This window comes from Leifsonia sp. LS1, assembly GCF_020521355.1.
GTDB lineage: Bacteria > Actinomycetota > Actinomycetes > Actinomycetales > Microbacteriaceae > Leifsonia.
Window position 1 is genome coordinate 304,357 of the sequence record NZ_BPER01000004.1, and the last position, 20,037, is coordinate 324,393.

Sequence of the window (20,037 nt, forward strand, 5' to 3'; positions counted from 1 at the left end):
GACGACGATGGACGAGAAACTGGCCGAGAAGTATGTGATCGCGGGCGCGACGCTCGCCGACGGCACGCGTGCCGACCTCCTGATCGACCACGGCCGCATCGCGGAGGTGGGCTCCGGGCTCTCCGCCGCGGGGGCGTCGCGGATCGACGCCGACGGGCTCCTGGCGCTGCCGGGCCTCGTGGATCTGCACACCCACCTGCGCGAGCCGGGCTACGAGCAGAGCGAGACGGTGCTGACCGGCACGCGTGCCGCGGCCGCGGGAGGCTTCACGGCGGTGTTCGCGATGGCGAACACGTCACCCGTCGCCGACACCGCCGGCGTCGTGGAGCAGGTGCTGAGCCTCGGGGAGGCCGCCGGCTACGCCACGGTCCGCCCGATCGGCGCGGTGACCGTCGGCCTGGAGGGGGAGCGTCTCGCCGAGCTCGGCGCGATGGCCGACTCGCGCGCCCGGGTCCGTGTCTTCTCCGACGACGGCAAGTGCGTCTCCGACCCGCTCCTGATGCGGCGTGCGCTGGAGTACGTCAAGGCGTTCGACGGCGTGATCGCGCAGCACGCGCAGGAGCCCCGACTCACCGTGGGCGCGCAGATGAACGAGGGCGCCCTGTCCGGCGAGCTCGGGCTGGCGGGCTGGCCCGCCGTCGCCGAGGAGTCGATCATCGCCCGCGACGTGCTCCTGGCCGAGCACGTCGGCTCGCGGCTGCACGTGTGCCACGTCTCGACCGCGGGCTCCGTCGACGTGATCCGCTGGGCGAAGGCGCGCGGCATCGACGTCACGGCCGAGGTCACGCCGCACCACCTCCTGCTGACCGAGGAGCTCGCGTCGGGCTATGACGCGCGCTACAAGGTCAACCCGCCGCTGCGTCGCGCCGAGGACGTGGAGGCGCTCCGCGCGGGCCTCGCGGACGGCACCATCGACATCGTCGCCACCGACCACGCGCCGCACCCCGTCGAGTCGAAGGATTGCGAGTGGGACGCCGCCGCGTTCGGCATGGTCGGCCTGGAGTCCGCGCTCTCGGTCGTCCACGCCTCGGTGGTCGACAACGGACTCCTCGGCTGGGCGGACGTCGCCCGGGTGCTCTCGAGCGTCCCGGCGCGCATCGGCCGGCTCGCGGGGCACGGCACCCCGATCGAGGCCGGCGCCCCCGCCGAGCTGTTCCTCTACGACCCGGCCGCGTCGCGCTCGTTCGCGACCGGCGACCTCGCAGGCAAGGGCGTCAACTCGCCGTACCTGTCGATGACCCTCCCCGGCCGCGTCGTCGCGACGTTCCACCGGGGCTATGCGACCGTGCTCGACGGCACCGTAGTCGATCTGGAGGCCACCCGTGGATAAGCTCCTTCCCACCGTGGGCGTCGCGCTCGTCCTGGTCGTCGTCCTGCTGCTCGCGCTCTGGGGCTGGCGACGACGGGTGCGGCGCGACGCGTCTGCGGGCGGCGGCCATCCGGTCCCCGCCCAGCTCGGTGCGCCGACCGCCGCGGCCGATGTGCTCTACGTCGCGACCACCAAGGCGGGGGAGCAGCTCGAGCGGCTCGCCCTCCCGGGTCTGGCCTACCGCGGGAAGGGGACCCTGAGCGTCTCGCCCGAGGGGGTCGCGATCCGGGTCGCGGGCGAGCAGCCCGTCTTCGTGCCGGCCTCGACGCTCACCGGCGTCGGCGCGGCCACCTTCACCATCGACCGGGTGGTGGAGCGGGACGGCCTGCTCCGGTTCGGATGGACGACCAGCGGCGGGATCCCCGCCGACAGCTACTTCCGGGTCGTCGACCCGGCCGGCCGCGACACGGTGACAGCGGCCATCGAAGACATCCTCCCCGGCGCGACGCCGACGGGGAGCACGACGGGCGGAAACGGCCCGGAAGATCAGGAGGTGTGACGTGACTGCAGGTGACGTGACAGCCGGACGGGCAGTGCTCGTTCTCGAAGACGGGAAGCGCTATGTGGGCCGGGCCTACGGCGCGACCGGGCGGACGCTCGGCGAAGCGGTGTTCTCGACCGGCATGACCGGATACCAGGAGACGTTGACCGACCCGTCCTACGCCGGGCAGATCGTCCTCATGACGGCCCCGCACATCGGAAACACCGGCACCAACGACGAGGACATGGAGTCGCGGCAGATCTGGGTCGCCGGCTACGTGGTCCGCGAGCCCAGCCGCATCGTGTCGAACTTCCGCGCGCAGCGGAGCCTCGACGACGACCTGGTGGCCCAGGGCGTGGTGGGCATCAGCGGGATCGACACCCGTGCCGTCACCCGACACATCCGCTCGGCGGGCGCCATGCGCGCGGGCGTCTTCTCCGGCGAGGACTTCGACCTCTCCGACGGCGAGCAGCTCGACCTGGTCCGCAGCGGCGCGGCGATGAGCGGCCGCAACCTGTCCGCCGAGGTCTCGACCGTGGAGCCGTACACGCTCCCGGCCGTCGGCGAGAAGGTCGGCTCGGTCGCGGTGCTCGATCTCGGCGTCAAGAAGTCCACGCTGGAGAACCTGGCCGGCCGGGGACTGGACGTGCACGTGCTCCCGCAGCAGGTGTCCGCGCAGGATGTGCTCGACCTCGGCGTCTCCGCCCTGTTCTTCTCGAACGGACCGGGCGACCCGCAGGCCTCCGACCGCCACGTGGCGCTCCTCCAGGACACGCTGCGGGCCGGGCTGCCGTACTTCGGCATCTGCTTCGGCAACCAGCTGCTCGGGCGGGCGCTCGGACTCTCGACCTACAAGCTCCCGTTCGGTCACCGCGGCATCAACCAGCCGGTGCTCGACAAGCGCACCGGACGGGTCGAGATCACGGCTCAGAACCACGGCTTCGCCGTGCAGGCGCCCCTCGACGCGACGTTCGACTCGCCGGCCGGCTTCGGTCGTGTCGAGGTGAGTCACTTCAGCCTGAACGACAACGTCGTCGAGGGCCTCAACTGCCTCGACCTGCAGGCCTTCAGCGTGCAGTACCACCCGGAGGCGGCGGCAGGACCGCACGACGCCAACTACCTCTTCGACCGCTTCCTCAGCATGATCACCGGTCGCGAGACCGCCGACGCTGAGCCCACCAAGGAGGCCGGCGCCTGATGCCCAAGCGCACCGACATCTCATCCGTCCTGGTCATCGGATCCGGTCCGATCGTCATCGGCCAGGCCTGCGAGTTCGACTACTCCGGCACCCAGGCGTGCCGCGTGCTCAAGCAGGAGGGCGTGCGCGTCATCCTGGTGAACTCCAACCCGGCCACCATCATGACGGACCCGGACTTCGCCGACGCCACCTATGTGGAGCCGATCACCTGGCAGGTCATCGAGACCATCATCGCCAAGGAGAAGCCGGACGCCATCCTGCCGACCCTCGGCGGCCAGACCGCGCTCAACGCGGCCATGCAGCTGCATGAGCACGGGATCCTCGAGAAGTACGGCGTCGAGCTCATCGGCGCGAAGTTCGAGGCGATCCAGAAGGGCGAGGACCGCCAGATCTTCAAGGAGCTGGTCATCGAGGCCGGCGCCGAGGTCGCGCGCTCGCACATCGCGCACACCGTCGAGGAGGCCCTCGAGTTCGCCGAGGACCTCGGCTACCCGCTCGTCGTCCGCCCGTCGTTCACCATGGGCGGCCTCGGCTCCGGCTTCGCCTACACGCCGGAGGAACTGCGCCGCATCGTCGGCGACGGGATCCACCAGAGCCCGACCAGCGAGGTGCTCCTCGAGGAGTCCATCCTCGGCTGGAAGGAGTACGAGCTCGAGCTCATGCGCGACACGTCCGACAACACCGTCGTCGTCTGCTCCATCGAGAACGTCGACCCGGTCGGCGTCCACACGGGCGACTCGATCACGGTCGCGCCGGCGCTCACCTTGACCGACCGCGAGTACCAGAAGCTGCGCGACATCGGCATCGACATCATCCGCGCGGTCGGCGTCGACACCGGCGGCTGCAACATCCAGTTCGCCGTCAACCCCGAGAACGGGCGCATCATCGTCATCGAGATGAACCCGCGCGTCTCCCGCTCGTCGGCGCTCGCGTCGAAGGCGACCGGCTTCCCGATCGCGAAGATCGCCGCCAAGCTGGCCATCGGCTACCGCCTCGACGAGATCCCGAACGACATCACCCGCGTCACCCCGGCGAGCTTCGAGCCGACGCTCGACTACGTCGTCGTCAAGGTCCCGCGCTTCGCGTTCGAGAAGTTCCCGGCCGCCGACCCGACGCTCACGACGACCATGAAGTCGGTCGGCGAGGCGATGGCCATCGGCCGCAGCTTCTCGTCGGCACTGCAGAAGGCACTCCGCTCGCTCGAGAAGCGCGGCTCGTCCTTCCACTGGGGTCCGCAGACGCGCACCGTCGAGGAGCTCCTCGAGTCCATCCGCACGCCCACGGACGGCCGGATCGTCGACGTGCAGCAGGCCCTGCGCCTGGGCGCGACGCCGGAGCAGGTCTTCGAGTCCACCAAGATCGACCCGTGGTTCATCGACCAGATCGTGCTCGTCAACGAGGTCGCGGAGCAGATCCGCGACGCCGACACCCTCGACACCGACACGCTGCGCTACGCCAAGGACCACGGCTTCTCGGACGCACAGATCGGCGAGCTCCGCGGCTTCGGCGAAGCCGATGTGCGGGAGGTGCGGCACATTCTCGGCGTGCGCCCGGTCTACAAGACGGTCGACACCTGCGCGGGCGAGTTCCCGGCACTGACCCCGTACCACTACTCCAGCTACGACCTGGAGACCGAGGTCGCCCCGAGCGAGAAGCGCAAGGTCGTCATCCTGGGCTCCGGCCCGAACCGCATCGGACAGGGCGTCGAGTTCGACTACTCCTGTGTGCACGCATCGTTCGCGCTGCACGACGCCGGGTTCGAGACGATCATGATCAACTGCAACCCCGAGACGGTCTCGACCGACTACGACACCAGCGACCGCCTCTACTTCGAGCCGCTCACGCTGGAGGACGTGCTCGAGGTCATCCACGCCGAGTCGCAGTCCGGCGAGCTCGTCGGCGTCGTCGTGCAGCTCGGCGGGCAGACGGCCCTGGGCCTCGCCAAGGGGCTGGAGGCCGCGGGCGTCCCCATCCTGGGCACGACCCCGGAGGCGATCGACCTGGCGGAGGAGCGCGGCCTGTTCGCCGAGATCCTCGAGAACGCGGGTCTCCTGGCGCCGCGCAACGGCACCGCGGTCGACTTCCCGAGCGCCGCGCATGCGGCGGAGACGATCGGCTACCCGGTGCTCGTGCGCCCGAGCTTCGTGCTCGGCGGGCGCGGCATGGAGATCGTCTACGACACCCCGTCCCTCGCCGACTACTTCGAGCGCGTCGCGGGCCAGGGCATCGTCGGCCCGGCGCACCCGCTCCTGGTGGACCGGTTCCTCGACGACGCCATCGAGATCGACGTCGATGCCCTCTTCGACGGCGAGCAGCTCTACATCGGCGGGGTCATGGAGCACATCGAGGAGGCCGGCGTCCACTCCGGCGACTCGAGCTGCACCCTCCCGCCGATCACGCTCGGACGGCGCGAGATCGACCGGGTGCGCGAGGCGACGCGCAAGATCGCCGAGGGCATCGGCGTCCGCGGGCTGCTGAACGTGCAGTTCGCGATCGGCGCCGGCGTCCTCTACGTGCTGGAGGCCAACCCGCGTGCGTCGCGCACGGTCCCGTTCGTCTCGAAGGCGCTCGGCATCCCACTGGCGAAGGCGGCCTCCCGCATCATGGTGGGCGAGACGGTCGCCGGCCTCATCGAGGAGGGCCTGCTCCCGGAGGCCGACGGATCGGTCATCCCGATGGACTCGCCGGTGGCGGTCAAGGAGGCGGTTCTCCCGTTCAAGCGGTTCCGCACCCGCGACGGCAAGATCGTGGACTCCGTGCTCGGCCCGGAGATGCGCTCGACCGGTGAGGTCATGGGCATCGACAAGGACTTCCCGACGGCGTTCGCGAAGAGCCAGTCCGCTGCCTACGGCGGCATGCCGCTGACCGGCACGGTCTTCGTCTCGGTCTCCGACCGCGACAAGCGCGCGATCGTGCTGCCGGTGCTGCGTCTGCGGCAGCTGGGCTACGAGATCCTGGCGACGGAGGGCACCGCCGAGGTGCTGAACCGCAACGGCATCGAGGCGCGTGTGGTGCGTAAGTACAGCGAATCGCCGGACGACTCCATCGTGGACCTCATCACCCGCAACGCGGTGGATGTGGTGATCAACACCCCGAGCGGCGGCACCACGCGCGCCGACGGATACGAGATCCGCGCCGCCGCGGTGGCCGGGGACAAGCCCCTCTTCACGACCATCGCCGAGTTGAGTGCGGCCGTCGCCTCGCTCGACGCGGTGCGCGAGGGCTTCGACGTCACGTCGCTCCAGGAGTACGCGCTGCAGCGCGCCGCGCGCGCATGACGGCAGTCGGCACGGCGTTCGGCGACCGTCTCGCGGAGGCGTTCGCCGAACGCGGCCGGCTGTGCGTCGGCATCGACCCTCACGAGCATCTGCTGGCGGAGTGGGGCCTGCCCGCTTCGGCGGCGGGGGCCCGGGAGTTCGGCCTGCACGCCGTCGCGGCGGCGGCGGGCCGGGCCGGCCTGGTCAAGCCGCAGGTGGCGTTCTTCGAGCGCTACGGCTCCGCGGGATACGCCGCACTGGAGGAGGTGATCGGAGCGGCGCGTGCCGCGGGCCTTCTGGTGATCGCCGACGCCAAGCGCGGCGACATCGGGACGAGCGTGACGGCCTACGCCGAGTCGTGGCTGACGCCGGGCGCGTCGCTCGAAGCGGATGCGCTGACCGTGTCGGCGTTCCAGGGCGTCGGCTCGATCGCCGAGCCGATGCGCCTCGCCGAGGAGCACGGCAAGGGCCTGTTCGTGCTCGCCGCGACCTCCAATCCGGAGGCCGCCGCGATCCAGCAGGCCGTCGTCGCGTCCGGTCCCCATGCCGGAGCCACCGTCGCCCGTGCGATCATCGAAGGCGTGCACGCGTTCAACCTCGAGCAGGCCCCGCATCCGTTCGGCACCGTCGGCCTGGTGCTCGGCGCGACCGTCGACCTGACGGCCTACGGCATCGACACCCGCGGTCCGGTGTTCTCGCCGGCCTTCCCCGTGCTCGCTCCCGGCTTCGGCCACCAGGGCGCGCGCGTCGAGGACGCCCCGCGCCTGTTCGGAAGCCTCGCGCCGGGCGTGATCGTGAGCGAGTCCCGCGGCCTGCTCGGTGCCGGCCGCGACGGCCTCGCGGACGCGATCGCGCGCCGCGCCGAGGAGGTGCGCGCCAGCCATGGCTGAGCCCGTCTCCCGCCGCCCCGCCCCGCCGGAGGTCGACCGTCGCGCCGCCTCCCGGGCCGCTGTCGCGGCGCGCCGGGCTCGTGCCGCCGTGAAGAAGTCCATCGCCTCCCGCGACGTGTCGCCGCTCACCGTGCTCGACCACGCCACCGCCCAACCGGACGGCGTGGAGGGGCGGTTGCGCGTCACCGAGTTCCTGCTGAGCATCCCAGCGATCGGGACCACCAAGATGCAGGAAGCGCTGACGACGCTGGGCATCTCGCCCGCGAAGCGGCTGGGCGGCCTGGGCCGCCACCAGCGGCTGCGCCTGCGCGACTTCCTCATCGACCGGGAGAACAAGGCCGGCCGCCAGCGCAATCAGCTTGTCGTGCTCGCCGGGCCGACGGCCGTCGGCAAGGGCACGGTCTCCACGTACATCCGTAAGAACTACCCGGACGTGCTGCTCTCGGTCTCGGCGACCACGCGCGCTCCGCGCCCGGGCGAGGTCGACGGTGTCAACTATTACTTCGTGGACGATGCCGAGTTCGACCGCATGATCGCGGAGGGCGAGCTGCTCGAGCACGCGACCGTGCACAACGCGTACCGCTACGGCACGCCGCGCGCGCCGATCGAGAAGGCGCTCGACGCGGGGCGCAGCGTTCTGCTCGAGATCGACCTGCAGGGTGCGCGCAGCGTGCGGGAGAGCATGCCGGAGGCCCGGCTCATCTTCCTGCTGCCGCCGACGTGGGAGGAGCTGGTCCGCCGCCTCATCGGCCGCGGCACCGAGGACTCCGCCGAGCAGGCCCGCCGGCTGGAGACCGCGAAGGTCGAGTTGGCGGCCCAGGACGAGTTCGATCACCGCGTCGTGAACCACGACGTCGCCGAGGCCGCCCGCGAGGTCGTAGACTTGATGAAGGTCCGCGCGGCGCCGTCGCGTCCGTAGACCGCTCTCGTCGCGCCGGAACCGGCGCCGGTCGCCGCACGTCGACCGCCCAGAACGACCAGGGCCGACCACGGCCTTCCACAGAAATCAGCTGAAGGAGTCCCTCCGCATGGCAACCAGCAACAACGGCATCATCGACCCGCCCATCGACGACCTGCTCGCCAAGGTCGAGTCGAAGTACGCCCTGGTGATCTTCGCCTCCAAGCGTGCGCGCCAGATCAACGACTACTACGCGGACCTGCACGAGGGCAGCCTGTTCGACAACGTCGGCCCGCTGGTCGACTCGTCCGTCGACGACAAGCCGCTTTCCGTGGCGATGCACGAGATCAACGAGGACAAGCTCGTCCTGAAGCCGATCGTCGAGTAGAGCCGATCGCCGGATCGGGCACCGCCGGGCACGCCCGGCTGCAGCAGTACTCTGCCGTTGAGGGGGTGGCGCCGTGAGCGCACGTTTGACCATCGTCGTCGGAGTGACCGGCGGCATCGCCGCGTACAAGGCGGTGGGGGTCATCCGCGCGCTCGTGCTGGACGGGCACTCCGTCCACGTCGTGGCGACGGAGGCCGCGTTGCGCTTCGTCGGGCGCCCGACGCTGGAGGCCATCAGCCGCAACCCGGTCGCGACCGACCTCTACGAGGGCGTCGCGGAGGTCAGGCACGTCGCCATCGGCCAGTCGGCCGACCTGATCGTGATCGCGCCCGCGACGGCCAACACGATCGCCAAGCTGGCCGCGGGCATCGCCGACGACCTGCTCGGCAACACGGTCCTCGCCTCGACGGCCCCGCTCGTCATCGCCCCGGCGATGCACACCGAGATGTGGCGCAACGCCGCGACGGTGGCCAACGTCGCGACCCTGCGCGGTCGGGGCGTCACGATCGTCGGGCCGGCAAGCGGGCAGCTCACCGGGGCCGACTCCGGCCCGGGGCGTATGGAGGAGCCGGAGGTCATCGCGCGGGCCGCGCTCCGCGCCGCCGGTGTGTCGCCGCGCCCGGTCGCCGCCGCGGCTCCTGAGCCCGCCGCCGACGTGGTCGTCCTCTCGGAGCGCCGTCGGGCGAACGAGGCGGCGCGCCTCCCGCGTGGCGGGGTCGACCTCGCCGGCCGGCGCGTCGTCGTCACCGCCGGCGGCACTCGCGAGCCCCTCGACCCGGTGCGCTTCCTCGGCAACCGGTCGAGCGGCCGCCAGGGCGTCGCGCTCGCGAGCGCCGCGTTGGCGCGCGGCGCCGAGGTCGTGCTGATCGCCGCCCACCTGGAGGTCGAGCCGCCCGAGGGCGTCGAGCTGGTCGAGGTGCAGACGGCGCTCGAGCTGCGCGAGGCGGTGACGGAGGCCGCACGGTCCGCCGACATCGTCGTGATGACGGCGGCGGTCGCCGACTACCGGCCGGCGCAGACCCGCGACGCCAAGATCAAGAAGTCCGAGGCGGGGGAGACCCTCACCCTCGAGCTCGTCGCCAATCCCGACATCCTCGCCGGCCTCGCGACCGGCAAGCGCGACGGGCAGGTGCTCGTCGGCTTCGCCGCGGAGACCGAGCCCGACCCGTCCGCCCTCATCGAGCTCGGCCGCAGCAAGCTCGCGGCGAAGGGCTGCGACTTCCTGGTGCTCAACCAGGTCGGCTGGTCGCAGGGCTTCGCAACGGAGAGCAATGAGGTCGTGGTCCTGCGAAAGGGCGGCGATATAGTGATGGAGGCCTCGGGCACCAAGCTGTCGGTGGCCGACCGTATCCTCGACGTCATCGCCTGACGGCGGCGCCGCACCTCTCGTTCGACCCAAGGAGAACAATGGCAGATCTGCGCCTTTTCACGTCCGAGTCGGTCACCGAGGGACACCCGGACAAGATCTGCGACCAGATCTCCGACAGCATCCTCGACGCACTGCTGGCCGTCGACCCGCACAGCCGCGTCGCGGTCGAGACGCTCGTCACGACGGGCCTCGTGCATGTCGCGGGCGAGGTCTCCACGCGCGGTTACGTCGAGATCCCGGCGCTCGTCCGGGAGAAGCTCGTCGAGATCGGCTACGACTCGTCCGACGTGAGCTTCGACGGTACCCAGTGCGGCGTCTCGGTCTCGATCGGTGCGCAGTCGCCCGACATCGCGCAGGGCGTCGACAACGCGCTCGAGGCGCGCGCGGAGCAGAGCGGCGACGATCTCGACCGGCAGGGCGCGGGCGATCAGGGCATCATGTTCGGGTACGCCACGACCGAGACCCCGCAGTACATGCCGTTGCCGATCTGGCTGGCGCACCGCCTCTCGGAGCGCCTCGCCGAGGTCCGCAAGGACGGCACGCTCGACTACCTGCGCCCGGACGGGAAGACCCAGGTCACGGTGGGCTACGAGGGCATCGTCCCGAAGTCGGTGCAGACCGTGGTCCTCTCGACCCAGCATGCGCCGACGGTGACGAACGAGCAGCTGCAGGCCGAGGTCGTCGAGGAGGTCATCGCCCCCGTGCTGCACGGGGCCGGGCTCGAGACGTCCCACATCCGCACGCTCATCAACCCGACCGGCCGGTTCGAGATCGGCGGCCCGAAGGGCGACGCCGGCCTGACCGGACGCAAGATCATCGTCGACACCTACGGCGGCGCGAGCCGTCACGGCGGCGGCGCGTTCTCGGGCAAGGACCCGTCGAAGGTGGATCGCTCGGCCGCCTACGCGATGCGCTGGGTCGCGAAGAACGCGGTCGCGGCGGGTCTCGCCGAGCGCCTCGAGCTGCAGGTCGCCTACGCGATCGGCAAGGCGGCTCCCGTCGGGCTGTACGTCGAGACCTTCGGCACCGGCACGCTTCCCGACGAGCGCATCATCGCCGCCATCCGTGACGTCTTCGACCTGCGTCCCGCTGCCATCATCCGCGACCTCGACCTCCTGCGGCCGATCTACGCGCGCACCGCCACGTACGGCCACTTCGGCCGCGAGCTCCCCGACTTCACCTGGGAGCGGCTCGACCGCGTCGACGACCTGCGGTCGGCCGCGGGGCTCTAGGAGTGGCGGCGGCCGCCCGGGTCGCCCGCGTCGTCCTCGACTCGCCGCTCCCACAGCTCGATCACCTCTTCGACTACGCGGTCCCGGACGAGCTCGCCGAGCAGGCGGTGCCGGGTGTGCGTGTGCGGGTGCCGCTGCGCACGGCCGGCCGGATCGCCGACGGCTACCTGGTGGAACTCGCCGACGCGGGCGAGGGCTTCGACGGGTCGCTGAGCCCGCTGGAGGAGGTCGTCTCGCCCGTTCCCGTGCTCACCGCGGGCGTGTGGACGCTCGCGCGCAAGCTGGCCGACCGCAGCGCGGGCACCGCGAGCGACATCCTGCGCCTCGCCGTGCCCGGGCGCATGGTTCGCGCCGAGAAGGCCTGGCTGGCGTCGACGGAGGAGGAGCGTTCACCGCGGCCCCGCCCGCCGGCGATCTCCGTGCGCGGCTACGGGGACGGGCTCCTCGAGCAGGCGGTGGCCCGGGGTGAGCGCCTGGCGCTCCAGGCGATCCCACGCCTCAGCGCGCTCCCGGACGGCACCTGGGTCGGGGAGTGGGCCGTCACCCTGGCCGCGCTCGCGGCCGCCTGCTGGGCGGAGGGGCGCACGGCGATCATCGCGGTCCCCGATCATCGTGACCTCGACCAGCTCGGAGCGGCCCTCGCCGCGATCGCCCCCGCCGAGGCGGTGGTGCGCGCCGACGCCTCACAGGCGAACGCCGACCGCTACCGCTCGTTCCTCGCCGCGCTGAGCGGTCCGCGGATCGTCATCGGCAACCGCTCCGTGGTGTACGCGCCCGCCGAGCGGCTCGGGCTGATCGTCGTCTGGGAGGACAGCGACCCCTTGCACGCCGAGCCGTTGAGCCCGTATGTCCACACCCGCGATGCGGCTCTGGTGCGCCAGGAGCTCACGGGCTGCGCGCTCGTGCTGTCCGGCCTCGTGCGCAGCGTGGAGGCGCAGCGGCTCGTCGAGCTCGGCTGGCTGCGGGACGTGGGCCCGGCGCGGGCGGTGTCGCCCCGGGTCGTGCTGACGGCCAACCAGCAAGCGACCGAGGACGCGGCGCGCGCCGCCCGCATCCCCTCGCTCGCGTGGCGCGCCGCGCGCGAGGCCCTGAGCGGCGACGGCGGACGCCCGAAGGGCCCGGTCCTCGTGCAAGTGGCGCGCCCCGGCTACGTGCCGCAGCTGGCGTGCGTGAGCTGCGGGCAGGCCGCCCGCTGCAACACGTGCGAAGGGCCCCTCGGCCAGGTCCGTGCGGGCGCGACGCCCTCCTGCGGCTGGTGCGGCGCCCTCGCCACCGAATGGACGTGCGAGCGCTGCGACGGTCACCGCTTCCGGATGGTGAGCCTGGGCTCCGGCCGCACCGCGGAGGAGCTGGGCAGGGCGTTCCCCGGCATCCGCGTCGTCGTCGCCGACGGAGATCACCCCGTGCAGCGCGTCGGTGCGGCACCGGCTCTCGTGGTCGCGACGCGGGGGGCGGAGCCGATCGCCGAGGGCGGCTACCAGGCGGTGCTGCTGCTGGACGGCGAGCGCATGCTCGCGCGCGAGACCCTGCACGTCGCCGAGGACTGCCTGCGCTGGTGGTCCAGCGCGGCGACCCTCGCCGCACCGGGCGCGCCCACCGTGCTCGTCGGCGTGTCCGGCCCGCTCGCGCGGACGTTCGCCACCGGACGGCTGGTCGACTTCGCCCGCGCCGAGCTCGCCGACCGGCGCGAGCTGCGGTTCCCTCCCGCCGTCCGGTTGGCGTCGATCACCGGGACGGACCAGGCGGTGCGTGCCGCGATCGACGCCGTCGACGCCGCGCTTCTCATCGACGTGCTCGGCCCCGCCCCGGTCGACGATCAGCTCGTGCGCGGCATCCTCCGGTTCGAGTACTCGCGGGGGCCGGAGGTCGCCGCGGCGGTCCGCGCGGCGGTCGTGCGCAACGCGACCAAGCGGCGCAAGGCACCGGCGGGCCGCGGAGGCTTCCGGCCTGCCCCCGCGCTCCGGGTGCGCTTCGACGACCCCGAGATCCTCTGACGGGCGCGGGTAGACTCGTCGGGTCCCTCGCGCGGCTCTCCCGCGCGCCCGACCCTCCGGAAGAACCTTCGTATGCGTCTCGTCTTCGCCGGCACCCCCGCCGTCGCCCTCCCGTCCCTCCGCGCGGTCGCCGCGCGGCACGACGTGGCCGCCGTCATCACCCGGGAGGACGCCCCGATCGGCCGCAAGCGCGTCCTCACGCCATCGCCGGTGGCCGCCGAAGCCGAGCGGCTGGGTTTCCCGGTGATCAAAGCGAACCGTCTCGGCGACGAGGTCACGGAGGCGGTGGCCGCCCTGGAAGCGGATCTCGGTGTCATCGTCGCGTACGGAGGGCTGGTCCGCGAGCCGCTGCTGTCCTCGCCCCGGCTCGGCTGGGTGAACCTGCATTTCTCCCTTCTGCCGCGCTGGCGCGGAGCCGCGCCCGTCCAGCGCGCCGTGATCGCAGGCGACGCCGAGACCGGCGCCGCCGTGTTCCAGCTCGTGCCCGCGCTCGACGCGGGTGACGTGTTCGCGGAGCTGCGCCGCCCGGTCGGCGCCGACGAGACCGCCGGTGAGCTCCTCGAAGACTTGGCGGAGTCGGGAGCCTCTCTGCTCGCCGACACCGTCGACGCGCTCGCGGCCGGCACCGCGACGGCCCGTCCCCAGGAGGGCGAGCCCACCGTCGCACCGAAGCTCTCGATCGAGGATGCGCGTCTCGACCTGGCCCGTCCCGCCGATGAGGTCTACGCCCGTCTGCGCGGCGTGACACCGGAGCCAGGCGCGTACGCGCTCCTCGACGGCGAGCGGTTCAAGATCGCGGAGGCGCGACGCGCCGACGACGCCGACCGCGTGGCGAGCGGGCACGTCGTCCTGGACGGCACGCGGGTCCTCCTGGGGACCGGGACGTCGCCGCTCGAGCTCCTCGTCGTGCAGCCGGCGGGCAAGCGCGCCATGGCGGCCGCCGACTGGTGGCGGGGCGCCGGTGGGACGGCGGTGCTCGCGTGAACGATCGCCGTGCCCGCGACTCCCGCGACCCTCGGCCACTCGCCGCCTCCGCACGCACCGTCGCCTACGACGTCATCTCGGCGGTGCGCGACTCGGACGCTTACGCCAACCTCCTGCTGCCGAGCAGGATCGCCCGCGCCGACCTGTCGCCCGCCGACGCGGCGCTGGCCACCGAGCTGACCTACGGCACGCTCCGGATGCAGGGCTACTACGACCGCGTGATCTCCCGCGCAGCCGGGCGCCCGGTCGACCGCATCGACCCGCCCATCCTCGACGTGCTGCGGCTCGGAGCGCACCAGCTGCTCTCCACCCGCATCCCCCCGCACGCCGCCGTCAACGAGTCCGTCGCGCTCGCGCGCGCGGTGGGCAGCCGTTCCGCGACGGGGTTCGTGAACGGCGTCCTCCGCGAGATCGGCCGGCACACCCCCGAGGAGTGGCGCGACCGCGTCGTCGCGGGCGCGAAGAGCACGGACGATGCGCTGGCGGCCGTCACGTCGCATCCCACCTGGGTGATCCGTGCGTTCCGGCGGTCGCTGGAGGCCGAGGGGCACGGCGGGGAGCTGGAGGCGCTGCTCGCCGCCGACAACGCGGCGCCGAAAGTGAACCTGATCGCGCTGCCGGGACTCGCCGACGCACCGGCCGGTGCGCGGTCCGACCGGTACTCGCCGGTCGGCTTCTCGGGAGACGGGGGAGACCCGCTCCGGCTCGTCCAGTCGTCGAACGGGCGCCTGCGCGTCCAGGACGAGGGTTCGCAGCTCGCGGCGCTCGCGCTCACCCGCGCACGCCCGGTCCGCGAGGGCGAGCGCTGGCTCGACCTGTGCGCCGGCCCGGGCGGCAAAGCCGCGCTGCTCGCGGCGGAGGCGCTGGCGGGCGGCGCCGCGCTGGTGGCCAACGAACTCGTCCCGGCGCGGGCGGAGCTCGTCCGAAAGGCTCTCGCGGCCGTGCCGCTCGACGTCCCGGTCTGGGAGCAGGACGGCGTCGACGTCGGCCGCGACCATCCGGGGGAGTTCGACCGCATCCTGCTCGACGCGCCGTGCACGGGCCTGGGCGCCCTCCGCCGCCGTCCGGAGGCGCGCTGGCGCAAAGACCCGAAGGACGTCGCCGAGCTGAGCGCGCTCCAGGCACGGCTGCTCGACTCCGCCGTCGCCGCGCTCGCGCCCGGCGGGCTGCTCGCGTACGTCACCTGCTCGCCGCACATCGCCGAGACGCGCAGCGTCGTCGCGGCGGCGCTCGAGCGGCACCCCACACTGCAGAAGGTCGCCACGGCGGAGGTCGTGCAGGGCCTGGCCGAGGAGCGCCTCGATCTCGCGGGCGACCCGGACGTCGTGCAGCTGTGGCCGCATCGTCACCTCACCGACGCCATGTTCATCGCGCTGCTCACCACGCCCGCCCCATAGGCTGGAACCATGGCCCGCATCAACCCCAGCATCCTCGCCGCCGACTTCGTGAACATGGAGCGCGACCTCGCCCGGATCGCGACGGCCGACCTCGTGCACGTCGACGTGATGGACAACCACTTCGTGCCGAACCTCACCTTCGGCCCGCAGATGGTGGAGCGGATCCAGGCCGTCAGCGCCATCCCTCTCGACGTGCACCTGATGATCGACGACCCGGAACGCTGGGCGCCCGGGTATGCCGAGCTCGGCGCGTACTCGGTCACCTTCCACGCCGAAGCCGCAGCCGATCCGGTGGCGCTCGCGCGGCGGCTGCGCGGGATCGGCGCCCGGGCCGGCGTCGCCCTCAAGCCCGGGACCGACGTCGCGCCGTTCCTCGACGTGCTCCCCGAGTTCGACCAGGTGCTGGTCATGACGGTCGAGCCCGGGTTCGGCGGCCAGTCGTTCATGCCGGAGACGATGCCCAAGCTGCGCGCGCTGCGCGAGGCCGTCGAGACGCGCGGCCTCGACGTCTGGCTGCAGGTGGACGGCGGAGTGACGGCCGAGACGATCGTGGTCGCGGCCGAGAACGGTGCGGACACGTTCGTGGCGGGGTCAAGCGTCTTCCGTGGCGACCCCGCCTCGAACATCGCCGGCCTGCGTGCGGCCGTCGCCTCCCACCTCCACTGACCGCGGCACGCGGGCCCTCCCGCGACCGCTACGCTGTAATGGTGAAAACCTTCGACGACCTCTTCGCCGAGCTCAGCGAGAAGGCCGCCACCCGTCCGGAGGGTTCCGGAACGGTGCGCGAGCTGGATGCGGGCGTGCACGCCATCGGAAAGAAGATCGTGGAGGAGGCCGCCGAGGTCTGGATGGCCGCGGAGTACCAGTCCGACGAGGAGACGGCCGAGGAGATCTCGCAGCTGCTCTACCACCTCCAGGTGCTCCTGCTCGCCAAGGGCCTGACGCCGGCCGACGTCTACCGACATCTGTGACCCCGATCCCGCAGGCGCCGCCGGGCGCACCCTGATCCGTCACGTCACGAAAGACTTCGAACACATGCTGAAGATCGCCGTCCCCAACAAGGGCTCCCTCTCCGAGACCGCGGCGCAGATGCTCCACGAGGCGGGCTACGTCGGCCGCCGCGACCCCAAGGAGCTCATCGTCACCGATGTGCGCAACGGGGTGGAGTTCTTCTACCTGCGCCCGCGCGACATCGCCACCTACGTCGGCTCCGGCGCACTCGACGTCGGCGTCACCGGCCGCGATCTGCTGCTCGACTCCGGCTCGTCCGCCGGCGAGATCGCGTCGCTCGACTTCGCGGCGTCCACCTTCCGGTTCGCCGCGCCCGCCGACGGGTTCCGTGAGCTCGCCGACCTGCAGGGCAAGCGCGTCGCGACGAGCTACCCGGGGCTGGTCGGCGCCTTCCTCGCCGAGCACGGGGTGGAGGCGAGCCTGATCAAGCTCGACGGCGCGGTGGAGTCCGCCGTGCGATTGGGCGTCGCCGACGCCGTCGCCGACGTGGTCGAGACCGGCTCCACCCTGCGCAAGCAGGGTCTGGAGATCTTCGGTCCCGTGATCCTCGAGTCGGAGGCCGTGCTCATCTCGTCCCCGTCCCCGGCCGAGGGCGTGGAGACGCTGGTGCGCCGCCTCCAGGGCGTCATGGTCGCCCGGCAGTACGTGCTCGTCGACTACAACCTCCCCGCCGTGCTGCTCGACCGTGCCGTCGCGCTGACGCCGGGCGTCGAGTCGCCGACGGTGTCCCCGCTCGGCGAGCCCGACTGGGTCGCCGTGCGCGTGATGATCAAGCAGGACCAGACGAACCGCGTCATGGACGATCTCTACGAGCTGGGCGCGCGGGCCATCCTGGTCACCTCCATCCACGCGGCGCGCATCTGATGTCCGTCGCGGTCCGCGTCATCCCGTGCCTCGACGTGGCCGCCGGCCGCGTCGTCAAAGGGGTCAACTTCCAGAATCTGCGCGACCAGGGCGACCCGGTCGAACTGGCCGGGATGTACTTCGAGCAGGGGGCCGACGAGTTGACCTTCCTGGACGTGACGGCGACGGTCGACGACCGCTCGACGACGTACGACGTCGTGCGGGCGACCGCCGAGCAGGTCTTCATCCCGCTCACGGTGGGCGGCGGCGTGCGCAGCCCGGAGGACGTCGCGCGGCTCCTCGGCAGCGGAGCGGACAAGATCGGCGTCAACTCGGCCGCGATCGCGCGTCCGGAGCTCGTCGCCGAGATCGCCGACCGGTTCGGCGCGCAGGTGCTGGTGCTCTCGCTCGACGTGAAGCGCTCGGCGGCGACGCCCTCCGGCTTCGTCGTGACGACGCACGGCGGCCGCACCGAGACCGATCTCGACGCGCTCGCCTGGGCCCGCCGGGCGATCGAACTGGGTGCGGGCGAACTGCTCGTCAATTCGATCGACGCCGACGGCACCAAGGAGGGCTTCGACCTGGAGCTCATCCGCGAGATGCGCGCGATCAGCAGCGTGCCGGTGATCGCCTCGGGCGGCGCCGGGAAGGTCGCCGACTTCGCGCCCGCCATCGACGCGGGCGCGGACGCGGTGCTCGCCGCGAGCGTGTTCCACTCGCGCGAGTTGACGATCGGCGATGTCAAGGAGGCCCTGGCCCGGGCAGGACGGGAGGTCCGCACATGAGCGACGACCAGGCGGCGGTGCTCGAACGCATCCGCTTCACGGAGACCGGGCTCGTCCCGGCGATCATCCAGCAGTGGGACACCCGCGAGGTGCTCATGCTGGGCTGGATGGACGCGGAGGCGTTCCGGCGCACGATGACCGAGGGGCGGGTGACCTTCTGGTCGCGCTCCCGGCAGGAGTACTGGCGCAAGGGCGACACTTCCGGCCACGTGCAATACGTCAAGTCGGCCGCGCTCGACTGCGACGGCGACACGCTCCTGGTGACGGTCGATCAGATCGGCGCCGCCTGCCACACCGGCACCCGCACCTGTTTCGACGCCGACCAGCTCGCCCCCGCCGTCGGGGACGCGGCAGGCGTCGCCTTCTCCGAGGAGATGAGGTCCGACCTGTGATCGCGACCACCGCAGCCACCACCCGACGCGCGGACTTCGACGCGCTCGTCGGCAGCCACCGCGTGGTCCCCGTCGTACGCGAGCTCTTCGCGGACGGCGAGACCCCGGTCGGCATCTACCGCAAGCTGGCCGCCGGACGTCCGGGCACCTTCCTCCTGGAGTCCGCCGAGCAGGGCGGCATCTGGTCCCGGTTCTCGTTCGTCGGCGCAGCCTCGTTCGGCGTGCTCACGCAGGACGGCGACGAGGTGCGCTGGCTGGACTACGGTCTCTCGGCCGAGCGGGCCCTGGGCCCGCAGGCTGCGCTCCGCCCGCTCGAGGCGCTGGCCGCCCTGCACCAGCGCTGGCAGACGCCGCGCATCCCCGGGCTGCCGCCCCTGACCGGCGGCCTCGTCGGATTCATCGGCTGGGAGGCGATCCGCCAGATCGAACGGCTGCCCGCGCAGCCTCCGGCCGACTACGACATCCCCGGGCAGGCGCTCGCGTTCGCCTCGGACCTGGTCGTCGTCGACCACCGGTCGGGCACGGTCAAGCTCATCGCGAACGCGCTGGCGGACGGTGAGGAGCCGGCCGAGGCCCTGTGGGCGGACGCGCAGGCGCGCCTCGACCGGATGCAGCGCGAGCTGGCCCAGCCGTCGGAGGCGTGGCTGGCGGAGGTCGACCTCGACACCCCGGCCGAACCCGTGTCGCGCACCCGCGAGGAGGACTTCCTCGCGTCGGTGGAGACGGCCAAGGAGCGCATCGTCGCCGGCGACATCTTCCAGGTCGTGATCTCCCAGCGGTTCGAGCTGGCGTGCACCGCCTCGGCGATCGACGTCTACCGGGTGCTGCGCGCGCTCAACCCGAGCCCGTACATGTACCTCCTGTCGCTCGAGCGGCCGGACGGCGGCGCCTACCAGATCGTCGGCTCGTCCCCGGAGGCCCTCGTCAAGGTGCAGGAGGGGCGCGCCTTCACCCACCCCATCGCCGGCTCGCGTCCCCGCGGGGCGACGCCGGAGGAGGACCTCGACCTCGAGGCGTCGCTGTTGGCGGACGACAAGGAGCGTGCCGAGCATCTCATGCTCGTCGACCTCGCCCGCAACGACCTTCTCAAGGTCTGTGCCGCAGGCACCGTCGAGGTGACCGAGTTCATGCGCGTCGAGCGCTTCAGCCACATCATGCACATCGTCTCGTCGGTGGAGGGCGACCTGCTGCCGGAGTCGTCGGCGATCGACGTGTTCCGCGCCACCTTCCCCGCCGGAACGCTCTCGGGCGCGCCGAAGCCGATGGCGCTGCGGATCATCGACGAGCTGGAGCCCGCTCAGCGCGGGGTGTACGGCGGCGTGATCGGCTACTTCGACTTCGCCGGCGACGCGGATCTCGCCATCGCCATCCGCACCGCGACCATCATGGACGGCGTGGCGCGGGTGCAGGCCGGGGGCGGCCTCGTGGCCGACTCCGTGCCGCGCAGCGAGTTCCAGGAGTCGCAGAACAAGGCCGCCGCCCCGCTGCGCGCCGTCGCGGTGGCGAATGCGCTGCACCGGGTCACCGGTGACGAGAGCGGACGCTGACG

General features: G+C 72.2%; 18 protein-coding genes. All 18 read left to right on the forward strand.

From position 1 onward, the window contains the following. Positions 1-7: 7 nt before the first annotated feature. On the forward strand, positions 8-1,330 hold the full coding sequence (locus tag LLS1_RS09880) for a dihydroorotase (RefSeq protein ID WP_226655134.1): 1,323 nt from the start codon (positions 8-10) through the stop codon (positions 1,328-1,330). Next, positions 1,323-1,868: a hypothetical protein gene (locus LLS1_RS09885; RefSeq protein ID WP_226655136.1), complete on the forward strand. Its 546-nt coding sequence runs from the start codon at positions 1,323-1,325 to the stop codon at positions 1,866-1,868. The genes LLS1_RS09880 and LLS1_RS09885 overlap by 8 nt, the downstream gene beginning before the upstream one ends. Before the next feature lies 1 nt (position 1,869). Further along, positions 1,870-3,048, forward strand: a complete 1,179-nt coding sequence (gene carA, locus LLS1_RS09890; RefSeq protein ID WP_223356763.1) for a glutamine-hydrolyzing carbamoyl-phosphate synthase small subunit — start codon at positions 1,870-1,872, stop codon at positions 3,046-3,048. Then, a complete protein-coding gene (carB, locus tag LLS1_RS09895; protein WP_226655144.1) occupies positions 3,048-6,326 on the forward strand; it encodes a carbamoyl-phosphate synthase large subunit in 3,279 nt (1,092 codons plus the stop codon). Before carA ends, carB begins: the two co-directional genes overlap by 1 nt. Next, on the forward strand, positions 6,323-7,195 hold the full coding sequence (gene pyrF / locus LLS1_RS09900) for an orotidine-5'-phosphate decarboxylase (RefSeq protein ID WP_226655146.1): 873 nt from the start codon (positions 6,323-6,325) through the stop codon (positions 7,193-7,195). Before carB ends, pyrF begins: the two co-directional genes overlap by 4 nt. Next, positions 7,188-8,114, forward strand: coding sequence for a guanylate kinase (gene gmk, locus LLS1_RS09905; protein ID WP_226655148.1), 927 nt, complete (start codon positions 7,188-7,190; stop codon positions 8,112-8,114). Before pyrF ends, gmk begins: the two co-directional genes overlap by 8 nt. Positions 8,115-8,223: 109 nt before the next feature. Beyond that, a complete protein-coding gene (gene rpoZ / locus LLS1_RS09910) occupies positions 8,224-8,481 on the forward strand; it encodes a DNA-directed RNA polymerase subunit omega (protein WP_021757903.1) in 258 nt (85 codons plus the stop codon). An 85-nt stretch (positions 8,482-8,566) separates the two neighbouring features. Further along, on the forward strand, positions 8,567-9,850 hold the full coding sequence (locus LLS1_RS09915; RefSeq protein ID WP_223360963.1) for a phosphopantothenate--cysteine ligase family flavoprotein: 1,284 nt from the start codon (positions 8,567-8,569) through the stop codon (positions 9,848-9,850). A gap of 38 nt (positions 9,851-9,888) precedes the next feature. Then, positions 9,889-11,082: a methionine adenosyltransferase gene (metK, locus tag LLS1_RS09920; RefSeq protein ID WP_226655150.1), complete on the forward strand. Its 1,194-nt coding sequence runs from the start codon at positions 9,889-9,891 to the stop codon at positions 11,080-11,082. A gap of 2 nt (positions 11,083-11,084) precedes the next feature. Further along, positions 11,085-13,076 carry a primosomal protein N' gene (locus LLS1_RS09925; RefSeq protein WP_226655157.1) on the forward strand — a complete coding sequence of 664 codons (1,992 nt, stop codon included), beginning with the start codon at positions 11,085-11,087 and terminating at the stop codon, positions 13,074-13,076. Positions 13,077-13,148: 72 nt separating this feature from the next. Further along, positions 13,149-14,060 (forward strand): methionyl-tRNA formyltransferase, encoded by a 912-nt coding sequence (gene fmt, locus LLS1_RS09930; RefSeq protein ID WP_226655159.1) that lies wholly within the window; start codon positions 13,149-13,151, stop codon positions 14,058-14,060. After that, entirely contained in the window at positions 14,057-15,457 is a 1,401-nt protein-coding gene (locus tag LLS1_RS09935) for an RsmB/NOP family class I SAM-dependent RNA methyltransferase (protein ID WP_226655161.1), read from the forward strand. Before fmt ends, LLS1_RS09935 begins: the two co-directional genes overlap by 4 nt. A gap of 9 nt (positions 15,458-15,466) precedes the next feature. Then, positions 15,467-16,123, forward strand: a complete 657-nt coding sequence (gene rpe, locus LLS1_RS09940) for a ribulose-phosphate 3-epimerase (protein ID WP_223356721.1) — start codon at positions 15,467-15,469, stop codon at positions 16,121-16,123. Between the two features lie 41 nt (positions 16,124-16,164). Then, positions 16,165-16,428, forward strand: a complete 264-nt coding sequence (locus LLS1_RS09945; protein WP_039921834.1) for a phosphoribosyl-ATP diphosphatase — start codon at positions 16,165-16,167, stop codon at positions 16,426-16,428. Positions 16,429-16,492: 64 nt separating this feature from the next. Continuing rightward, positions 16,493-17,332: an ATP phosphoribosyltransferase gene (gene hisG / locus LLS1_RS09950; protein ID WP_223356718.1), complete on the forward strand. Its 840-nt coding sequence runs from the start codon at positions 16,493-16,495 to the stop codon at positions 17,330-17,332. Continuing rightward, a complete protein-coding gene (gene hisF / locus LLS1_RS09955) occupies positions 17,332-18,096 on the forward strand; it encodes an imidazole glycerol phosphate synthase subunit HisF (protein WP_226655163.1) in 765 nt (254 codons plus the stop codon). Before hisG ends, hisF begins: the two co-directional genes overlap by 1 nt. After that, positions 18,093-18,488 (forward strand): phosphoribosyl-AMP cyclohydrolase, encoded by a 396-nt coding sequence (gene hisI, locus LLS1_RS09960; protein WP_226655170.1) that lies wholly within the window; start codon positions 18,093-18,095, stop codon positions 18,486-18,488. Before hisF ends, hisI begins: the two co-directional genes overlap by 4 nt. Continuing rightward, positions 18,485-20,035 (forward strand): anthranilate synthase component I, encoded by a 1,551-nt coding sequence (locus tag LLS1_RS09965; protein WP_226655172.1) that lies wholly within the window; start codon positions 18,485-18,487, stop codon positions 20,033-20,035. Before hisI ends, LLS1_RS09965 begins: the two co-directional genes overlap by 4 nt. The last annotated feature ends 2 nt before the right edge of the window (positions 20,036-20,037 follow it).